The organism is Streptomyces griseosporeus, from assembly GCF_014656055.1.
In the GTDB taxonomy this organism is placed as follows: domain Bacteria; phylum Actinomycetota; class Actinomycetes; order Streptomycetales; family Streptomycetaceae; genus Streptomyces; species Streptomyces griseosporeus.
The window spans coordinates 24,288-39,977 of record NZ_BNBR01000006.1 but is presented as its reverse complement, the minus strand read 5'-3'; the positions used below and the strand labels follow the sequence as shown (position 1 = coordinate 39,977).

Below are 15,690 nucleotides of genomic sequence, written 5' to 3'. Positions count from 1 at the left end.
ATGGGAGCGCGCCGCACCGGGAAAATCCCCCTCTGTCGCCAAGCTCACGTACCCCCCTTCGCCGGGGCCCCACTAAAATTTGAGTTACTTAACGGTAGTTAGCGCCACCATCGCAGCGTTTTGGAGCGTGAGAGACCTTGGCCGGATCGGCTGACTTCGACCTGTACCGCCCGTCCGAGGAGCACGACATGCTCCGCGACGCCGTCCGCTCGCTGGCCGAGGCGAAGATCGCGCCCCACGCCGCCGCGGTGGACGAGGAGGCCCGCTTCCCGCAGGAGGCGCACGACGCGCTGGTGGCCAACGACCTGCACGCCGTGCACGTACCCGAGGAGTTCGGCGGCGCCGGCGCCGACGCGCTCGCCACGGTCATCGTGATCGAGGAGGTGGCCCGCGTCTGCGCGTCCTCCTCCCTCATCCCGGCCGTGAACAAGCTGGGCTCGCTCCCGGTGATCCTCTCCGGCTCCGAGGAGCTGAAGAAGAAGTACATGACCCCGCTCGCCAAGGGCGACGGCATGTTCTCGTACTGCCTCTCCGAGCCCGACGCGGGCTCCGACGCGGCCGGCATGAAGACCCGCGCGGTCCGCGACGGCGACTACTGGGTCCTCAACGGCGTGAAGCGCTGGATCACCAACGCGGGCGTCTCGGAGTACTACACGGTGATGGCCGTCACCGACCCCACCAAGCGCTCCAAGGGCATCTCCGCCTTCGTCGTGGAGAAGTCCGACGAGGGCGTCTCCTTCGGCGCCCCGGAGAAGAAGCTCGGCATCAAGGGCTCCCCGACCCGCGAGGTCTACCTCGACAACGTCCGCATCCCCGCCGACCGCATGATCGGCGAGGAGGGCACGGGCTTCATGACCGCCATGAAGACCCTGGACCACACCCGCATCACCATCGCCGCCCAGGCCCTCGGCATCGCCCAGGGCGCCCTCGACTACGCCAAGGGCTACGTCCAGGAGCGCAAGCAGTTCGGCAAGCCGATCGCCGACTTCCAGGGCATCCAGTTCATGCTGGCCGACATGGCCATGAAGATCTCGGCCGCCCGCGCCCTGACCTACCAGGCCGCCGCCGCCTCCGAGCGCGGCGACGCCGACCTCACCTACCTCGGCGCCGCGGCCAAGTGCTTCGCCTCCGACGTGGCCATGGAGGTCACCACGGACGCCGTCCAGCTCCTCGGCGGCTACGGCTACACGCGCGACTACCCGGTGGAGCGCATGATGCGCGACGCCAAGATCACCCAGATCTACGAGGGCACCAACCAGGTCCAGCGGATCGTCATGGCCCGCAACCTGCCGTAACCCGGCAGGGCAGGGCACGGACAACGAACGGCCCCCGGCATCGCGCCGGGGGCCGTTCGCGTACGGCGGCTCAGTCGCCGGCCGGCCCCGTGCGGTCCCCGCGTTCCAGCTCCGCGAGCCTGCGCGCGAACGTCGCCCGCTCCGGCCCGTTGCCCGCGAGGTCCAGCGCCGTGCGGTAGGCCTCGGCCGCCTCCGCCGTACGGCCCAGCCGGCGCAGCAGGTCGGCGCGGGCGGCGGGCAGCAGGTGGTAGCCCCGCAGCTCCTCCGCCCCGGCCAGTTCGTCCAGCAGTACGAGCCCCGCCTCGGGGCCGTCGCACATGGCGACCGCGACGGCCCGGTTCAGGGCGACCAGCGGCGACGGGTCGAGGGCGAACAGCACGTCGTAGAGGCCGACGATCTGCGGCCAGTCGGTCGAGTCCAGGTCGGCCGCCTCGTCGTGCAGCGCCGCGATCGCCGCCTGCACCGCGTACGGCCCCACGCCGGGCCCGCTCAGCGCGGGCACCACCAGCCGCTGCCCCTCCGCGATCAGGTCCGCGTCCCACAGGGTGCGGTCCTGGTCCTCCAGCAGCACCTGGGCGCCGGTGGCGTCGGTCCTGGCCGCGCGCCGGGCGTCGGTGAGCAGCAGCAGCGCGAGCAGCCCCGTCACCTCGCGCTCCCGGGGCAGCAGCCGGTGCAGCAGCCGGGCGAGCCGGATCGCCTCGTCGGCCAGCTCGGGGCGCAGCAGGTCGTCCCCGGAGCTGGCGGCGTACCCCTCGGTGAAGATGAGGTAGACCACGCGCAGCACGCTGGGCAGCCGGCCGGGCAGCTCGTCCGGGTCCGGCACCCGGAACGGGATGCGCGCGGTGCGGATCTTGCGTTTGGCGCGCACGATCCGCTGGGCCATCGTCGCCGTGGGCACCAGCAGGGCGCGGGCGACCTCCGGGGTGGTCAGACCGCCGAGGAAGCGCAGGGTGAGGGCGATGCGTGCCTCGGGGGACAGGGCGGGGTGGCAGCAGGTGAAGAACAGCTGGAGCCGCTCGTCGGGGATGTCGTCGAAGCCGGGTTCCGCCGCGGCGGCCGCCGCGGCCCGGTCGTTCTCCACCCACAGGGCCGCCAGCCGCCGCGCGTGCACCCGGTCGCGCCGGACGCGGTCGACGGCCTTGCGGCGCGCGGTGGTGAGCAGCCACGCCAGGGGCTTGTCCGGCACGCCGTCCACCGGCCACCGCTGCAGCGCCGCCTCGATCGCCTCGGAGGCGGTCTCCTCGGCGAGGTCGAGGTCGCCGAAGCGGGCCGCGAGCAGGGCGAGCAGCCGGCTCCGGTCCTCCCGGAACACGGCCTCGACGGAGTCGGCCGCCCGCTGCCCGGTCATGCCTGGTCCGGCTCCCAGACGGTACGGACCTCGACGGTGCCGTACCTGGCGCCGGGGCAGCGGGCCGCCCAGTCCAGTGCCGCGTCCAGGTCGGGGACGTCGATCAGGTAGTAGCCGCCGACGATCTCCCGGGTCTCGGCGAACGGCCCGTCCGTCACGACGCGCTCCCCGTCCACCCGCACCCGCACCGTGGTCGCGTTCGCCAGGTCCAGGGCGTTCCCGTCGAGCTTGACGCCCGCGTCCGTGACGGCCTTCTCGAACGCCAGGAACTCCTCGACGGTCGGCCCGTCGGCCGGCGTCTCCTCGGTGGAGTCGGGCGCCGCGGTGTTGATCAGCAGGAGGTACTTCACGGTGTGCTCCTCGTACGTCGGTGTGCGCCGCCGCCGAGGTCGCGGCGGCGGTGCGGGTACGGGGGTATGACGAACGGGCGCCCTCGGAATCGACAGGGCGGGAAAGATTTTTTCGCCAGGGGGCGGCTCAGTCCTCGAACCCCTCCGCCGCCCGCTTCTCCCGCAGCTCCCGGATCGCCCGGCGGCGGGCCAGGCGGTGGGTGCGGCGGATCTGGGCCTCCTGGTAGCGGCGCTTGTCGCGTTCCGTCTCGGGGATCACCGGCGGGACCGGGCGCGGCTTTCCGTCGGCGTCCACGGCGGCGAAGACCAGGTAGGCCGAGCCGACCTGGGTCGGCGGGGCGGACTCGTTCCAGCGCTCGGCGAGGACCCGCACACCGACCTCCATGGAGGTCCGGCCGGTCCAGTTGACCTGGGCCTTCACATGGACGAGGTCGCCGACGCGGACCGGCTCCAGGAACACCATCTCGTCCATCGACGCGGTGACCGCGGGGCCGCCGGAGTGCCGTCCGGCCACCGCCCCCGCGGCGTCGTCGACCAGTTTCATGATCACACCACCGTGCACCGTACCGAGGAGGTTGGTGTCGTTGTGGGTCATGATGTGGCTGAGGGTGGTGCGGGAGGCCGCGGTCGGCTTGCCCGGGATCTCCGGAGTCGCCGAGTCCGCGGCGGAGGCCTGGTCTGTCATGGCCTCCACCTTAGAGCTCCGCGCAGAAGGGGCGCCCGGCGCGCGGCGTCTGGCACGCACTCCCCCAAGCTCTTCGAGCAGGGGGCACCCCCAGCCGCGTTGCCGAAACGCCCACGTGGCTCCTCCCCCACTTTCGGCTTCGCTCGAGCGGGGGGACCCCCATCGAGGGCGCTCCGGCGCCTTGCGATCGCACGCACCAGACGCCGCGCGCTGATCGGACGCCCCTTCTGCGCGGAGCTCTTATGCCGAGGTGACATCTGCGGACTTTGTGTTGACTTCGCAACAGCCGGGCCCTGATTTTCCGACGACCCTTGTAAGGAACACCTCCGCGCCCTGCACACTGGGGCGCATGAATGACTGGCCCCAGGGATGGCCCGACGACAACCGCGGCACCCCCCGCTATGGACGTGGCAGCGCAGGCGCGCAGCCCGAAGGCGCCCGCGTCATGCGGCAGGTCCGCCGCGGACCGGCGGCACCGCCCGGGCAGGGCGGCTACGGCGGACAGATCCCGCCGCAGCCGTCGTACGTCGACGGCGGCGAGGGACCGGACGACGGCTACGGCTACGACAGCGGCTACAACACGGGCCAGGTCTACGGCGGCCCCGGCGGCCGCGGCCCGGCCGGCACCGCCGGGCAGACGGCGCGCCCCGCGCCGAACTGGCGCAGACGCATCAAGTGGACGGCGATCACCGTCGCCACCGTGGTGGTCGTCACGACCGTCGGCACCTACTTCTGGGCCGACTCCAAGCTGCGCCGCGAGGTGGACCTGTCGACCGTCATCGACCGGCCCGAGGCCGGCGACGGCACGAATTACCTCATCGTCGGCTCGGACAGCCGTGAGGGCATGTCCAAGGAGGACAAGAAGAAGCTCCACACCGGCTCCGCCGAGGGCAAGCGCACCGACTCGATGATGATCCTGCACGTCGGTGACAACGGCGACACGCTCATCTCGCTGCCCCGCGACTCGGACGTGGAGATCCCGACGTACAAGGGCTCCGAGTCCGGCAAGACCTTCCAGGGCTCCGGCCGGCACACCAAGCTGAACGCCGCCTACGCCGAGGACGGGCCGACGCTGCTGGTCCGCACGGTCGAGTTCAACACCGGCCTGCACATTGACCACTACGTGGAGATCGGTTTCGCCGGCTTCGCCAACATCGTGGACGCGGTCGGCGGCGTCGACCTCACCATCGACAAGCCGTTCAAGGACAAGTACTCCGGCGCCGACTTCCAGGCGGGCGAGCAGACCCTCAACGGCGAGCAGGCCCTCGCCTTCGTCCGCACCCGGCACGCCTTCGCCGCCTCCGACCTGGAGCGCACCAAGAACCAGCAGAAGTTCCTCGCCGCGCTCGCCCACCAGGTGGCGACGCCGTCGACGGTCCTCAACCCCTTCAAGCTGTACCCGACCATGGGCGCGGGCCTGGACTCCCTGATCGTCGACAAGGACATGTCCCTGTGGGACCTGGCGTCCATGTTCTTCGCGATGAAGGGCGTCAACGGCGGCGACGGCACCTCCATGAACATGCCGATCTCCGGCTCCTCCGGCGGCAACCTGGTCTGGGACAAGGCGAAGGTGAAGCAGCTGGTGAACCAGCTGAACAACGACGAGAAGGTCACGGTGAAGGGTGACTGAGCCGACCGGCGGCAGACCGCCCTTCGACGCGGTGCTGTGCGACGTCGACAACGTGATCCGCTTCTACGACAACTCCGGCCTGCTCGCGCTGGAGCGCACCGCCGGCCTGGCCGAGGGCACCACCATGAAGGTCGCCTTCGCCCCGGACGTCGACCTGCCCGTCCTGCTCGGGCAGGTCACCCCGCGGGAGTGGGTGGAGTCCATCGCGGCGGGCCTGGCCGGGCTGGTCCCGGACGACACCGCCTGGGAGCTGGGCTCCACCCTGCTGGAGCTGCCGTTCCGGGCGGACGAGGACGTCGTCGCGCTGCTGCGCCGGGCCCGGATCCGCGTCCCGCTGGTCCTCGTCACCAACGCCACGCTCGCCCTGGAGGACGACCTCGCCGGCCTGGGCCTCGCCGACCTCGCCGACGACGTCGTCAGCAGCGCCCGGGTCGGCCTCGCCAAGCCCGACCCGCGCATCTTCCGGCTGGCGGCGTCCCGCGCGGGCGTACGGCCGGAGCGGTGCCTGTTCGTCGACGACACCGAGGAGAACGTGACGGCCGCCGAGGCCCTCGGCATGACGGCCGTCCACTTCCGCGAGACGGCCGACCTGGAGAAGGCGCTGGCGCCCCTGCTGTGACCGGGGCCTGCCGGGTCCTCAGGCCGTGCCGCTCGCCAGGACGGCCACGTGGGGCAGGCGCAACCGGCCGTCCGCGTCGGTGAGTTCGTCGGCCAGGCGGTCGTACGCGCTGCGGATCCGGGCGATCGTCTCCGCGGTCTGCGCGGTGACGACCCGTCCGATGGTGGCCACCCCGCCGGCCGCGCCGCTCCACCACTCGTCGCGGGTCGCCCGGTGGTCCCAGGCCGTCTCCTCGGCCCGCACACCGGTGAACCCGGCCTCCGTCAGCAGCCCGGCGACGCCCTGCGGGGTCCGCGGGAAGTCCTCCGCCGGATCCAGGCGCGGCAGACCGGCGGGCGGCACCGCCTGTGCGGCCTGCACGGCCCGCCCCAGCAGCTCCTGGCCCGCGCCGCGCCGGGCGCCCCACAGCGTCACCGCGAGCCGCCCGCCCGGCCGCAGCACCCGCCGCAGCTCGGCGAGCGCGGCCCGCGGCCGGCCCACGTGGTTCACGACGAAGTTCGCCACGACGGCATCGAACTCGCCGTCCTCGTACGGCAGTTCCGGCAGGACGGCCACCCGCGCGTCCACGCCCCGTCCGCGCGCCGCCGCCACCATGCCCGCCTCCGCGTCCACCGCGGCCACCCGCGCCCCCCGCTCCAGCGCCGCCACCGCGGCCGTCCCGGTGCCGGTGCCGACGTCGAGGACGTGCGAACCGGCCGTCACCCCGGCCGCGTCCAGCAGGGCCGGCACCGGGTAGGCGCACAGCCGCGCGAAACTCCCGGCGTAGGCCTCGGCCCGTCCGTCCCACATCTCCCGCTCGGCCGCGTCGAAGGCCTCCGTCGTGTCGATCACGGGGAGCAGCCTGCCGGGGCGGCCGTAAGCACACGTTCAAGGGCACCCCGCGGGGTGCCCTTGAAGACGGCCGGTCCGTCACATCGTGGCGCCCGCCATCGCGCGGCACATGTCGGCGCAGCGGCGACAGGACTCCGCGCAGCGCATCATCTGCGCGTCGTCCGGCATCGCCATACACGCCTCCGCGCACATGTCACAGGCGCGGGCGCACATCGCGCACATCTCGGCGGACAGCGGCGAGCGCCGCATCATCATGTCGGCGCACATCCGGGTCATCTCGGAGCAGTCGATCAGCGCGCGCATGATCTGCATCTGGGCCTGGCCGCCCATCTGCATGCAGGAGCTCATGGTCTCCTCGCACACGGTGTGGCACGCCATGCACGCCTCGACGCACTCCTGCATCTCCTTGCTCATGGCTGCGGCGGTGCCCGGCTGGTTCATGGTCATGGTTCCTCCTGGGGCCGCGGGGGCCCGGGGCGGGCCCCGTGCCCTTCCCGTCCTACGCCCTGCGGCCGGTGAACGCCATCCGGCGGAGCCGACCGTTCCGCCGCGGTCCGCGGGCGACGCCCGCCCGGTGGGCCGCGCCCGCGTGGCTCCCCGCCCCGGTCCTGTGTCGCAACTGCGGGGAGGCGGGGCGTAGTTGAACGGAGAAGCGAAGTGCCCCGGCGTACCCTCGGGGACGTGCGCGATGAGGAACAGTACGACCGTTACCGGGACGACGCCAGGACACTGACCGCGATCGGCGCCTGCCTCACTCCCCAGCTGGGCCGCGTCACCGTACGGCTGCCCCAGGAGCTGGCGGAGGCGGCGGTGGCCGCGTGGCGGCGGGACGAGCATGCCGGGCTGGGCTCCGGCGATCCGGAGAGCCCCGGTCGGCACACCCTGCGGGACCAGGCCGCCGAGCTGGCCCTGATCGGCCTCGCGATCAGCGAGCGCGGCCGCGGAGACGGCACGGACGTCGTCGTCGACCTCGACATCGCCGCCGTGGGGGCGGCCGTACGGGCGGCGGAGCAGCAGCCGTAGACCCCGGCGTCGGGGCCTACGACGAGCAGGAGACCTCGTTGCCCCGCACCACCGGGGCGTCCGCGCGGGCCGGCTCCTCGGCGCGGACTGAGCGGACCTGCCGGAAGTCCGCCCCGGCGATCACCTTCAGCACCGCCCCCTGGCCCTTGACCGCCCGCAGTTCGCTGCCCGGCAGCGCCGCGGCGAGGGAGCGGGCGGAGCGGTCCCAGCGCGGGTCGTAGGCGACGACCGTGCGGCGCACTGTGTGGTCGGCCGCGTTGACCGGGACGCCCGTGGTGCGGAAGCCGGTGGCGCGCAGGGCGGTGTCGACGCGCTTGCCGAGACCCGCCGTCGAGGTGCCGTTCTCCACCTGGACGCGGATCTGCTGCGGGTCGACCTCGACCCGGGTCACCGGCGCGCTGCGCGGGCGGTGCGCGGCCAGCGGCCGGTCCTCCCGCAACCGCTTGAACAGGGCCTCCGCCCGGACCGGGTCCCACTTCAGCGTGGAGCCGATGCCCTTGACCGCGAAGCCCATCTGCCCGATCGGGACGGTGGTGAACTCCGAGGACGACGGCGAGAAGTGACGCATCGCCCGGCCCAGGTCGAGCAGGTCGTCCGTGCCGAAGCCCTTGTCCGCCCGCACCGACCCGAGCACCGCCCGCGTCACGTCCCGGAACTTCAGCGGGTTCAGCAGTACCCCGGAGGAGGTCGCCCGGTCCACCAGTGCCGCCAGGAAGCGCTGCTGGCGCTTCATCCGGCCCAGGTCCGAGGCGCCGTCGACATGGCGGGCGCGCACGTACTGCAGCGCCTGCCCGCCGGTCAGGGCGTGCGTCCCGGGCGTCAGGTCCAGGCCGGTGTAGGAGTCCTTCAGCGGCTGTGCGGTGCAGATCTTCACGCCGCCCAGCTCGTCGACCGTCTTCATGAAGCTGACGAAGTCGACCTCCAGATAGTGGTCGATCTTCACCCGGGTCATCTGCTCGACCGTGCGGACCGTCAGCTGCGGGCCGCCCTCCGCGTACGCCGCGTTGATCTTGATGGGGTGGCCGTGGTGCCGCTCACCCGTCGTCTCGTCGGTGTGCGGGGGCGTCACGGCGTAGGAGTCCCGCGGCAGGCTCACCACACTGGCCCGCTCCCGGTCCGCCGAGATGTGCACGATCATGATCGTGTCGGTGCAGTGACAGGGCGCCCCGCCCAGCCGGTACCGCTGCCGCTCCTCCTCGGTGATCTTGTCGCGGCCGTCGGTGCCGACGAGCAGGATGTTCATGCCGTGCCCGGCGCGCGGCCGGTTCTTCATGTCCTTGAAGGGGTCGACACGGGCGATGTCCGCGTCCAGGCTGCTCAGCACGGAGTGGCCGATCCCGGCGGAGGCCAGCACCGCCACGGACAGCGTGGTCACCACCCGCATGGCCCAGCGGGGCTTTCCGCGGGGCGCGGGCGGCCGCGACGGGCGCCCGGACGGCTGCGAGCGGCGCTGCGGCCGGTCGGGGGAGCGAGGCGGTGTGGGCACGGGGAACCTCCGGACGACAGCCGTACGCGGATCCGTGAGCACGGTAGGCCGATACGATCTCCCGCCCGGTGCAGCACACCCGGCGGGGCGCCGCGCTGTCCCCCGTTCGCGGTAACGTGAGCCCCCTATGAACGCGAAGTCCGACGTGCAGCTCCCCGCCGTGTCCGTCATCATGCCCGTCCTCAACGAGGAGCGGCATCTGCGCGGAGCCGTCCAAGCGATCCTCGCGCAGGAGTACGCCGGCGAGATGGAGGTCGTGATCGCCCTCGGTCCGTCCACGGACCGCACGGACGAGATCGCCGCCGAGCTCGTCGCGGAAGACCCGCGCGTCCACACCGTGCCCAACCCCACCGGCCGCACGCCCGCCGCCCTCAACGCGGCGATCAAGGCGTCCCGGCACCCGGTCGTGGTCCGCGTCGACGGGCACGGCATGCTCTCCCCGAACTACATCGCCACCGCCGTACGGCTCCTGGAGGAGACCGGCGCGCAGAACGTCGGCGGCATCATGCACGCCGAGGGCGAGAACGACTGGGAGCACGCCGTCGCCGCCGCGATGACCTCGAAGATCGGCGTCGGCAACGCCGCCTTCCACACCGGCGGCCAGGCCGGCCCCGCCGAGACCGTCTACCTCGGCGTCTTCCGCCGCGAGGCGCTGGAGCAACAGGGCGGCTACAACGAGGAGTTCATCCGCGCCCAGGACTGGGAGCTGAACTTCCGCATCCGTGAGGCCGGCGGGCTGATCTGGTTCTCGCCCGAGCTGAAGGTGTCCTACCGGCCGCGCCCGTCGGTGAAGGCCCTCGCCAAGCAGTACAAGGACTACGGCCGCTGGCGGCACGTCGTCGCCCGCTACCACTCCGGCTCCATCAACCTGCGCTACCTCGCCGCGCCGACCGCCGTGTGCGCGATCGCGGCCGGGCTCGTGGTGGGCGCGGCGCTGACGCCGTGGGGGTTCGTGGTCCCCGGCGGCTATCTCGCGGCGATCGCCGCCGGGTCCGTCCCGGCCGGCAAGGGGCTGCCGCTCAAGGCCCGCCTCCAGATCCCCGTCGCGCTGGCCACCATGCACATGTCGTGGGGCTGGGGCTACCTCACCAGCCCCAAGTCCCTGGCCCGCAAGGTCATCGCCTCCCGCCGGCCGGCGGTCCTCAGCGGCTCGCACAGCTGAGAACCCACCGCATGACGGTCACCGTGTGCCCGGACCCGAGAACGCGGTCCGGGCACCGGGGCTAGGGCGTGTCCGCAAAGTCCCGTCTGCCGCCGCTCGGCCCGCCCTCCGGGCGGACGACGCGACTTTGCGGACACGCCCTAGAACGTGTAGTCCGGGTTCACGTGCATGCACTGGGTGTCGTCGGAGGCGTTCATCGCCTGCGCCGTGCCCGGCGTCCGGTCGTCCTGCTTCGGCGCCCGGTACGCCGTACCCTCCCGCCAGTCCGCGCCCACGACCAGCGTCACCCCGGAGACCTCGGTGGACTTCACCACCGCGGCCGCGGGGATGCCCAGCGCCTTCGCGACCCGCAGGGCGTCGCCCTCCAGGTCGGCGCTCGGGTAGCGGACCTGCGTGGTCTTCTCGGCCGTCGCCGCGGACGTGTCGGCCACCGCCTGCGTGAACCCCTTGCCGGCCAGCAGCTCCGCCACCGCCGTCGCCCGGCCCCGCGCCGGGGCGAGGGTGTCGGTCCGGGTGCCGTTGCGCACCTGTACGGCGATCTGGGCGTCCGGCGCCGCCGGGTCCTTCGTCGTCGGCTGCGCCGCCGGCTTCTTCTTGTCCTTGCCGTCCAGCGCCACATCGTCGCGGACCAGGCGGAACAGCTTGTCCGCGTCGGCCGTGGGCTGCACGCGTTCGCCGACGTACTCGTTCGGCATCGTCGTCATGGTGATGCGGTCCGTGGGGACCCTCTGCAGCTCGTTGGCCAGGTCGTACATCTTGGACAGGGAACCCAGGCCCGGGTCCACGACGATGGCCTTCGTCGCAGCCTCGGCGAGCTTGCGCAGCTTGTTCGGGCTGGACAGCTTCGCGCTGGCGCGCAGCTCGCGCACCATCGAGTTCATGTACATGTGCTGCGCCTTGGCGCGGGCCAGGTCGCTGCCGTCCTCGAAGCCGTAGCGGGTGCGCAGCCACTGCAGGGCCTGCTTGCCCTTGACCGGGTGGGTGCCCTCCTCCAGCCGCAGACCGGAGCCGTGCCCGTCACGGGTGTGCGAGTAGACGTTCGCGTCCACGCAGACCGGGACACCGCCGATCGCGTCCGCCATCGACACCACACCCGAGAAGTCGATCATCATGAAGTGGTCGATGTGGATGTCGGTGAGCTTCTCCCAGGTCGCCACCGTGCACCCGGGACCGCCCCGCCTGAGCGACTCGTTCGTCATCGTGCGCCGGGTGGTCGCCGGGTACACCTCGCCCGTGTCGGGGTCGGTGCACTTGGGGATGTCCACGAGCGTGTCCCGCGGCATGCTCACCACCGACATGTTCGAGCGGTCGGCGGAGACGTGGAGCAGCATCTGCACGTCCGCGAGCGGCGGGCCGTTGAACGTCTCCTTCGCGCCGCCCAGCGCCTGGTTCTCCTCGGTGTTCCGCGCGTCCGACCCGATGAGCAGGATGTTCAGCGGGGTCTGCCCGGCCGCGTTGGCCTTGGACTTCGCCGCCCGGTCCTTCTCGTCGCCGAGGTTCAGGTCGTCCTTGCGGATGTTGTCGTTCAGGTGCCGGTAGTACAGGTATCCGGCGCCCGCGGTGCCCAGTATCACCAGCGCCAGCACCGACGCCGACCAGCGCAGCACGCGGCGTCTGCGCCGCCTGCGGTCGGTGCCGGAACCGTCCTTGCCGCCGCGCCGGCCGCCGCTGTGGCGTCCGCCGCGCGCCTCCGCCGCCGTGCCGTCCGGCGTGTCGCCCTGGTGCTGGCCGTGCTGCTCCTGCTGTGCGTTCTGGTTCTGCGGCGTCAGGGACATCGTGTCCCCTGTCGCCGGAACCTCCCCCCGCACACTGCTTCGCCCCACTCCTTGCCCCTCCCCACCCTGCGCCAGGCACGGGTCCGCCCCGCGCCTGGTGAGACGCGGGACGGACCCGTCAGGTCACGGCCGTTCGGCCGTTATTTGGCGCACTCGACCTTGTCCGCGGTTGACTGCCCTTGTACCTCCGGCGCCTTTACCGGAGCTGTGAGCGAGACCCCCGCCCCCTTGAAGTCCTTGCCCAGAGTCAGCGTGATCGCGGGCAGACCCTGGGTGTTGATCACGCTCTTGCCCGGCTTCAGCGCCGAGCCCGGAAGCCCCATGATCGCGGCGAGCTTGCGTGCCTGGTCCGCCTGGTCGGGCGCGTACTCGAGCGTGGTCCTGCTGAGCGACGTACCGGCGTTGCCCGCGTTCTCCGACTTGGTCACGCCCTCTTCATTCTGCAGCCACTCCAGGGTCTTCTGCGCGCTTCCCCGGGCGGCACCGCCGTTGAGGATGCGCACCCGCACCTCGGACGCCTCGGACTGGGTGCCCTTCAGCTTCGCCGCGTCGGCGGCCGCCGCGGCGTCCTTCGAGGCCTGCTCCTTCTTCTTGACCTCGGTGAAGGAGACGTCGTTCTTGATCGCGTCGAAGACCTGGGGCGCGGTCGGCCCCGGCACGACGGTCGCGTGCACCTTCTCCGCCGGGTTGTCGACCACCGGCACGGTCAGGAAGGTGATGTTCTTCGTCGGCACCTTCTTCAGCTCCAGCGCCACGTCCTTGAGCGTGCCGACGTCGTCGATGCCGGTGTCGACGGTGAGCGCCTTGGTGGCCGCCTCCGCCAGCTTGTACAGCTTCTTCGGGTTGGTGAGCGTGTCACCGGAGGACATCTTGCGCATCAGCGAGCTGAGGAACTGCTGCTGCACCTTGATCCGGTCCAGGTCGCTCTCGTTGCCGAAGCCGTGCCGGGTCCGTACGAACGCCAGCGCCTCCTCGCCCTGCAGCTTGTGCGGGCCGGCGGAGAGGTCCAGCTTGGACTTGTCGTCGTTGACGGCGTGCGCGAGGCACACGTCGACGCCGCCCACCGCGGTCGTCAGCGTCTTCACCGCATTGAAGTCGGCCATCATGAAGTGGTCGACATGGATGCCGGTCAGCTCCTCGACCGTGCGCATGGTGCAGCCCGCGTTACGGCCGTCCTGGCCCAGGCTGGTGTTGAAGCGCACCCCGTCCGTGCCGGGCACGACCTTCTCGGTGCCGTCGTCCTGCTTGGTCGGGCAGTCCGGCACGTCCACGATCAGGTCGCGGGGGATGCTCATCGCGGTGGCGTTCGTCCGGTCCTTCGCCACGTGCAGCAGGATGTTGGTGTCGGCGTGGCCGACGCTGCCCTTGTCGCCGTAGCCCTCGTTGCCGGCGCCGGTGCGCTTGTCGGTGCCGATGAGCAGGATGTTGAAGGCCTCGTCCTTGCTGAAGCCCTTCGAGCCCGCGTCACCGACGTCCGTCGAGTTGATGTTGCCTTCGAGGTGCTTGAGGTAGAGCCAGCCGGCGGTGCCGACGGCGAGCACGACGAACGCCATCGTGCCGCCGGTCCACGCCAGCACCTTCTTCGCCTTCGACTTCTTCTTCACCGGGCGCCGGCCGCGCCGGCCCGGCGGCGGCTCGGCGGGCGCGCCCCGGCGCCGGCGCGGGCCCGGGACGTCGGGTCCGGAGTCGGGGCCGGAGTCGGGGGCCTCGTGGTCCGGGCCCCGGCCCGGCGCTCCCCGGCCCGGTGCTCCCCGGCCCGGTGCTCCTCGGCCCGGGGTCTCCCGTCCGGGTGCCGCCGTGCGGGCACGGGACGACCCGCCCGCGGCCCCGCTCGGCGCGCCGGCGGCCCGGGAGGCCGCCTTCGCTGCCCTGCGGGGTCCGGGGACCGCCGACTGCGGTGCGGAAGGAGTCAGTCGCAGTTCGTATTCGCCGGTGTCCGGATTGAGCACCCACTGGTCTGCGGGGTCGATGTTCTCCGCCCGCCCACGGCCTTGCGCGTCCACGGTTGTCCGAATCCTCCGTCGGGGCCACGCGGCGCCTTTCCCCCTCCGAAGGCGCTCGGGTCGTCTCGGTCTCTCAGTGCCTCTCAGTGCACGGGCCCCAGGCGGACCTCGCGGCGTGGTGCACCGGATCGCTCACACTATCCGCCCAGTTCAGCGTCAAGCGACGGCGGTGACAAATTCCACGTCCCTACAACCGGGCAATTGCCCCATTTCTTGGAACGCGAGTTCGCCGTCTTGGCTATCGCTTTACCCGCAGGTGTCCTCGGCGGCCGTGTTGCCGCGGAAGGTGGGGGTGGGAGAGGGGGTGTCACCCGATGGGGAATTGAGGCTTTCTGTACCGGAAGCAGATGAATTCTTCCCGGCCGTGTCACCGGCCGCGCCGGACACGACGATGGGCCTGTCGGTGCGCAACTGCTCGAACAACCGCTCCGCCTCGGGCTCCACGAGCTGGTCGCGATTGGCGTTGTAGACGTACGACTCCCTCGGAACGGTCAGGAATTGCACGCGTTCGGTGGGGATGTTCCGCACTCCGCGCACAAGTTGGTACAAACCGCGCAGGCTGGCCAGGTCCGGGTCGGTGGTGAGCGACGACGTGGCCGCGTCCAGCACCGGATACAGCTTCACCGGGTTCAGCAGGACGTCATTGCTGCGCACCTTGTTGACGAGCGCCGCGAGGAAGCGCTGCTGCCGGTCCATGCGGTCGGTGTCGCTGCCGTTGCCGAGCGACTTGCGGGCGCGGACGTAGCCGAGCGCCTGCTCGCCGTCGAGGGTGACGCGGCCGGCGGGCAGCCGCAGCTTCGCCGCCTTGTCGCGGATGGGCGCGGCCAGGCAGATTTCGACGCCGTCGACGGCGTCCACCATCTCCTTGAAGCCGCTGAAGTCGACGACCATGTGGTGGTCGACGCGCACACCGGTGAGCCCCTCCACGGTCCGGATCGTGCAGGCCGAGCCGCCCATCTCGAAGGCGTAGTTGAACATCGCGAACATGGGCTCGGTGCGGGTGCCGTCCGCCTTCAGGCAGGACGGTACGTCCACCATGAGGTCCCGGGGTATCGAGACGGCGGTGGCGCTGTCCCGGCCGGCGGACAGGTGCAGCAGGATCGTGGTGTCGGAGCGTTCGGTGCCGGTGTCCTTGCCGTACTTCCGGTTCCCGTCGCCCGAGCGGCTGTCCGAGCCGATGACGAGGATGTTCTGCGCGTCCTTCACCAGAGAGCTGGGGCGCTCCTTGTCGTACCGCGCGAGTTCCGCCGCCGCGGCCTCGTCGGCGGTGATGTTGCCGTCGAGCTTGGCGTAGAGCACGCCGCCGACGGTGGCGGTGGCGCCGAGCAGCACGGCGGTGCCGCAGGCGCCGCCGCGTATCCACCGCCGGCGCCGCCGACGGGAGAGCCCCGCCCCGGTGGCGGTGGCTCCACCCCTGACCTCACCCTCCTCGGCCACGTCTGACACCACCCCTCTGCCGTACGAGCGTGCTGCCCTGCTTGGT

At 71.8% G+C, this 15,690-nt stretch carries 14 protein-coding genes; 5 read left to right on the top strand and 9 right to left on the bottom strand.

Annotation, left to right across the window (positions count from 1 at the left end; translation table 11 throughout):
• Window positions 1-137 precede the first annotated feature (137 nt).
• Window positions 138-1,295, top strand: coding sequence for an acyl-CoA dehydrogenase (locus IE308_RS26760; RefSeq protein WP_110628581.1), 1,158 nt, complete (start codon window positions 138-140; stop codon window positions 1,293-1,295).
• 70 nt (window positions 1,296-1,365) lie between these two features.
• Here IE308_RS26760 and IE308_RS26755 read toward each other — a convergent pair whose 3' ends face one another.
• The 3 genes from IE308_RS26755 to IE308_RS26745 all read right to left on the bottom strand — a co-directional run bounded on the left by IE308_RS26755 (window position 1,366) and on the right by IE308_RS26745 (window position 3,678).
• Window positions 1,366-2,643 carry an RNA polymerase sigma factor gene (locus tag IE308_RS26755; RefSeq protein WP_190219892.1) on the bottom strand — a complete coding sequence of 426 codons (1,278 nt, stop codon included), beginning with the start codon at window positions 2,641-2,643 and terminating at the stop codon, window positions 1,366-1,368.
• Window positions 2,640-2,993: a YciI family protein gene (locus IE308_RS26750; RefSeq protein WP_190219891.1), complete on the bottom strand. Its 354-nt coding sequence runs from the start codon at window positions 2,991-2,993 to the stop codon at window positions 2,640-2,642. Before IE308_RS26750 ends, IE308_RS26755 begins: the two co-directional genes overlap by 4 nt.
• Before the next feature lie 127 nt (window positions 2,994-3,120).
• Entirely contained in the window at window positions 3,121-3,678 is a 558-nt protein-coding gene (locus tag IE308_RS26745; protein WP_190219890.1) for an acyl-CoA thioesterase, read from the bottom strand.
• Between the two features lie 349 nt (window positions 3,679-4,027).
• Here IE308_RS26745 and IE308_RS26740 point away from each other — a divergent pair, with 349 nt between their 5' ends.
• Window positions 4,028-5,308, top strand: coding sequence for an LCP family protein (locus IE308_RS26740; RefSeq protein WP_190219889.1), 1,281 nt, complete (start codon window positions 4,028-4,030; stop codon window positions 5,306-5,308).
• Entirely contained in the window at window positions 5,301-5,927 is a 627-nt protein-coding gene (locus tag IE308_RS26735; RefSeq protein ID WP_110628576.1) for an HAD family hydrolase, read from the top strand. The genes IE308_RS26740 and IE308_RS26735 overlap by 8 nt, the downstream gene beginning before the upstream one ends.
• Before the next feature lie 18 nt (window positions 5,928-5,945).
• Here IE308_RS26735 and IE308_RS26730 read toward each other — a convergent pair whose 3' ends face one another.
• Together IE308_RS26730 and IE308_RS26725 are read right to left on the bottom strand one after the other, a co-directional pair.
• Window positions 5,946-6,716, bottom strand: coding sequence for a class I SAM-dependent methyltransferase (locus IE308_RS26730; protein WP_190220195.1), 771 nt, complete (start codon window positions 6,714-6,716; stop codon window positions 5,946-5,948).
• Between the two features lie 120 nt (window positions 6,717-6,836).
• The gene (locus tag IE308_RS26725; RefSeq protein ID WP_110628574.1) at window positions 6,837-7,205 is read right to left on the bottom strand and encodes a four-helix bundle copper-binding protein; all 369 of its coding nucleotides are present in this window, start codon (window positions 7,203-7,205) and stop codon (window positions 6,837-6,839) included.
• A gap of 234 nt (window positions 7,206-7,439) precedes the next feature.
• Here IE308_RS26725 and IE308_RS26720 point away from each other — a divergent pair, with 234 nt between their 5' ends.
• Window positions 7,440-7,781 carry a hypothetical protein gene (locus tag IE308_RS26720; RefSeq protein WP_190219888.1) on the top strand — a complete coding sequence of 114 codons (342 nt, stop codon included), beginning with the start codon at window positions 7,440-7,442 and terminating at the stop codon, window positions 7,779-7,781.
• A gap of 16 nt (window positions 7,782-7,797) precedes the next feature.
• On the opposite strand, the gene IE308_RS26715 is transcribed toward IE308_RS26720, so the two are convergent.
• Complete coding sequence (locus tag IE308_RS26715; RefSeq protein ID WP_229909150.1) at window positions 7,798-9,267, bottom strand: LCP family protein; 1,470 nt, start codon at window positions 9,265-9,267, stop codon at window positions 7,798-7,800.
• Between the two features lie 127 nt (window positions 9,268-9,394).
• On the opposite strand from IE308_RS26715, the gene IE308_RS26710 reads away from it, so the two are divergent.
• Complete coding sequence (locus tag IE308_RS26710; RefSeq protein WP_190219887.1) at window positions 9,395-10,429, top strand: glycosyltransferase family 2 protein; 1,035 nt, start codon at window positions 9,395-9,397, stop codon at window positions 10,427-10,429.
• A 140-nt stretch (window positions 10,430-10,569) separates the two neighbouring features.
• Here IE308_RS26710 and IE308_RS26705 read toward each other — a convergent pair whose 3' ends face one another.
• From IE308_RS26705 to IE308_RS26695, 3 genes are all read right to left on the bottom strand, one after another.
• Window positions 10,570-12,204 (bottom strand): LCP family protein, encoded by a 1,635-nt coding sequence (locus IE308_RS26705; protein WP_190219886.1) that lies wholly within the window; start codon window positions 12,202-12,204, stop codon window positions 10,570-10,572.
• A gap of 140 nt (window positions 12,205-12,344) precedes the next feature.
• Window positions 12,345-14,207, bottom strand: a complete 1,863-nt coding sequence (locus IE308_RS26700; protein ID WP_190219885.1) for an LCP family protein — start codon at window positions 14,205-14,207, stop codon at window positions 12,345-12,347.
• Between the two features lie 246 nt (window positions 14,208-14,453).
• On the bottom strand, window positions 14,454-15,644 hold the full coding sequence (locus IE308_RS26695; protein ID WP_229909148.1) for an LCP family protein: 1,191 nt from the start codon (window positions 15,642-15,644) through the stop codon (window positions 14,454-14,456).
• Between the last annotated feature and the right edge of the window lie 46 nt (window positions 15,645-15,690).

Coding starts and splice junctions, on each gene's coding strand:
- IE308_RS26705 (WP_190219886.1), bottom strand. CDS start 12,204: ATGTCCCTGACGCCGCAGAACCAGAACGCACAGCAGGAGCAGCACGGC.
- IE308_RS26755 (WP_190219892.1), bottom strand. CDS start 2,643: ATGACCGGGCAGCGGGCGGCCGACTCCGTCGAGGCCGTGTTCCGGGAG.
- IE308_RS26710 (WP_190219887.1), top strand. CDS start 9,395: ATGAACGCGAAGTCCGACGTGCAGCTCCCCGCCGTGTCCGTCATCATG.
- IE308_RS26745 (WP_190219890.1), bottom strand. CDS start 3,678: ATGACAGACCAGGCCTCCGCCGCGGACTCGGCGACTCCGGAGATCCCG.
- IE308_RS26725 (WP_110628574.1), bottom strand. CDS start 7,205: ATGACCATGAACCAGCCGGGCACCGCCGCAGCCATGAGCAAGGAGATG.
- IE308_RS26740 (WP_190219889.1), top strand. CDS start 4,028: ATGAATGACTGGCCCCAGGGATGGCCCGACGACAACCGCGGCACCCCC.
- IE308_RS26730 (WP_190220195.1), bottom strand. CDS start 6,716: ATGTGGGACGGACGGGCCGAGGCCTACGCCGGGAGTTTCGCGCGGCTG.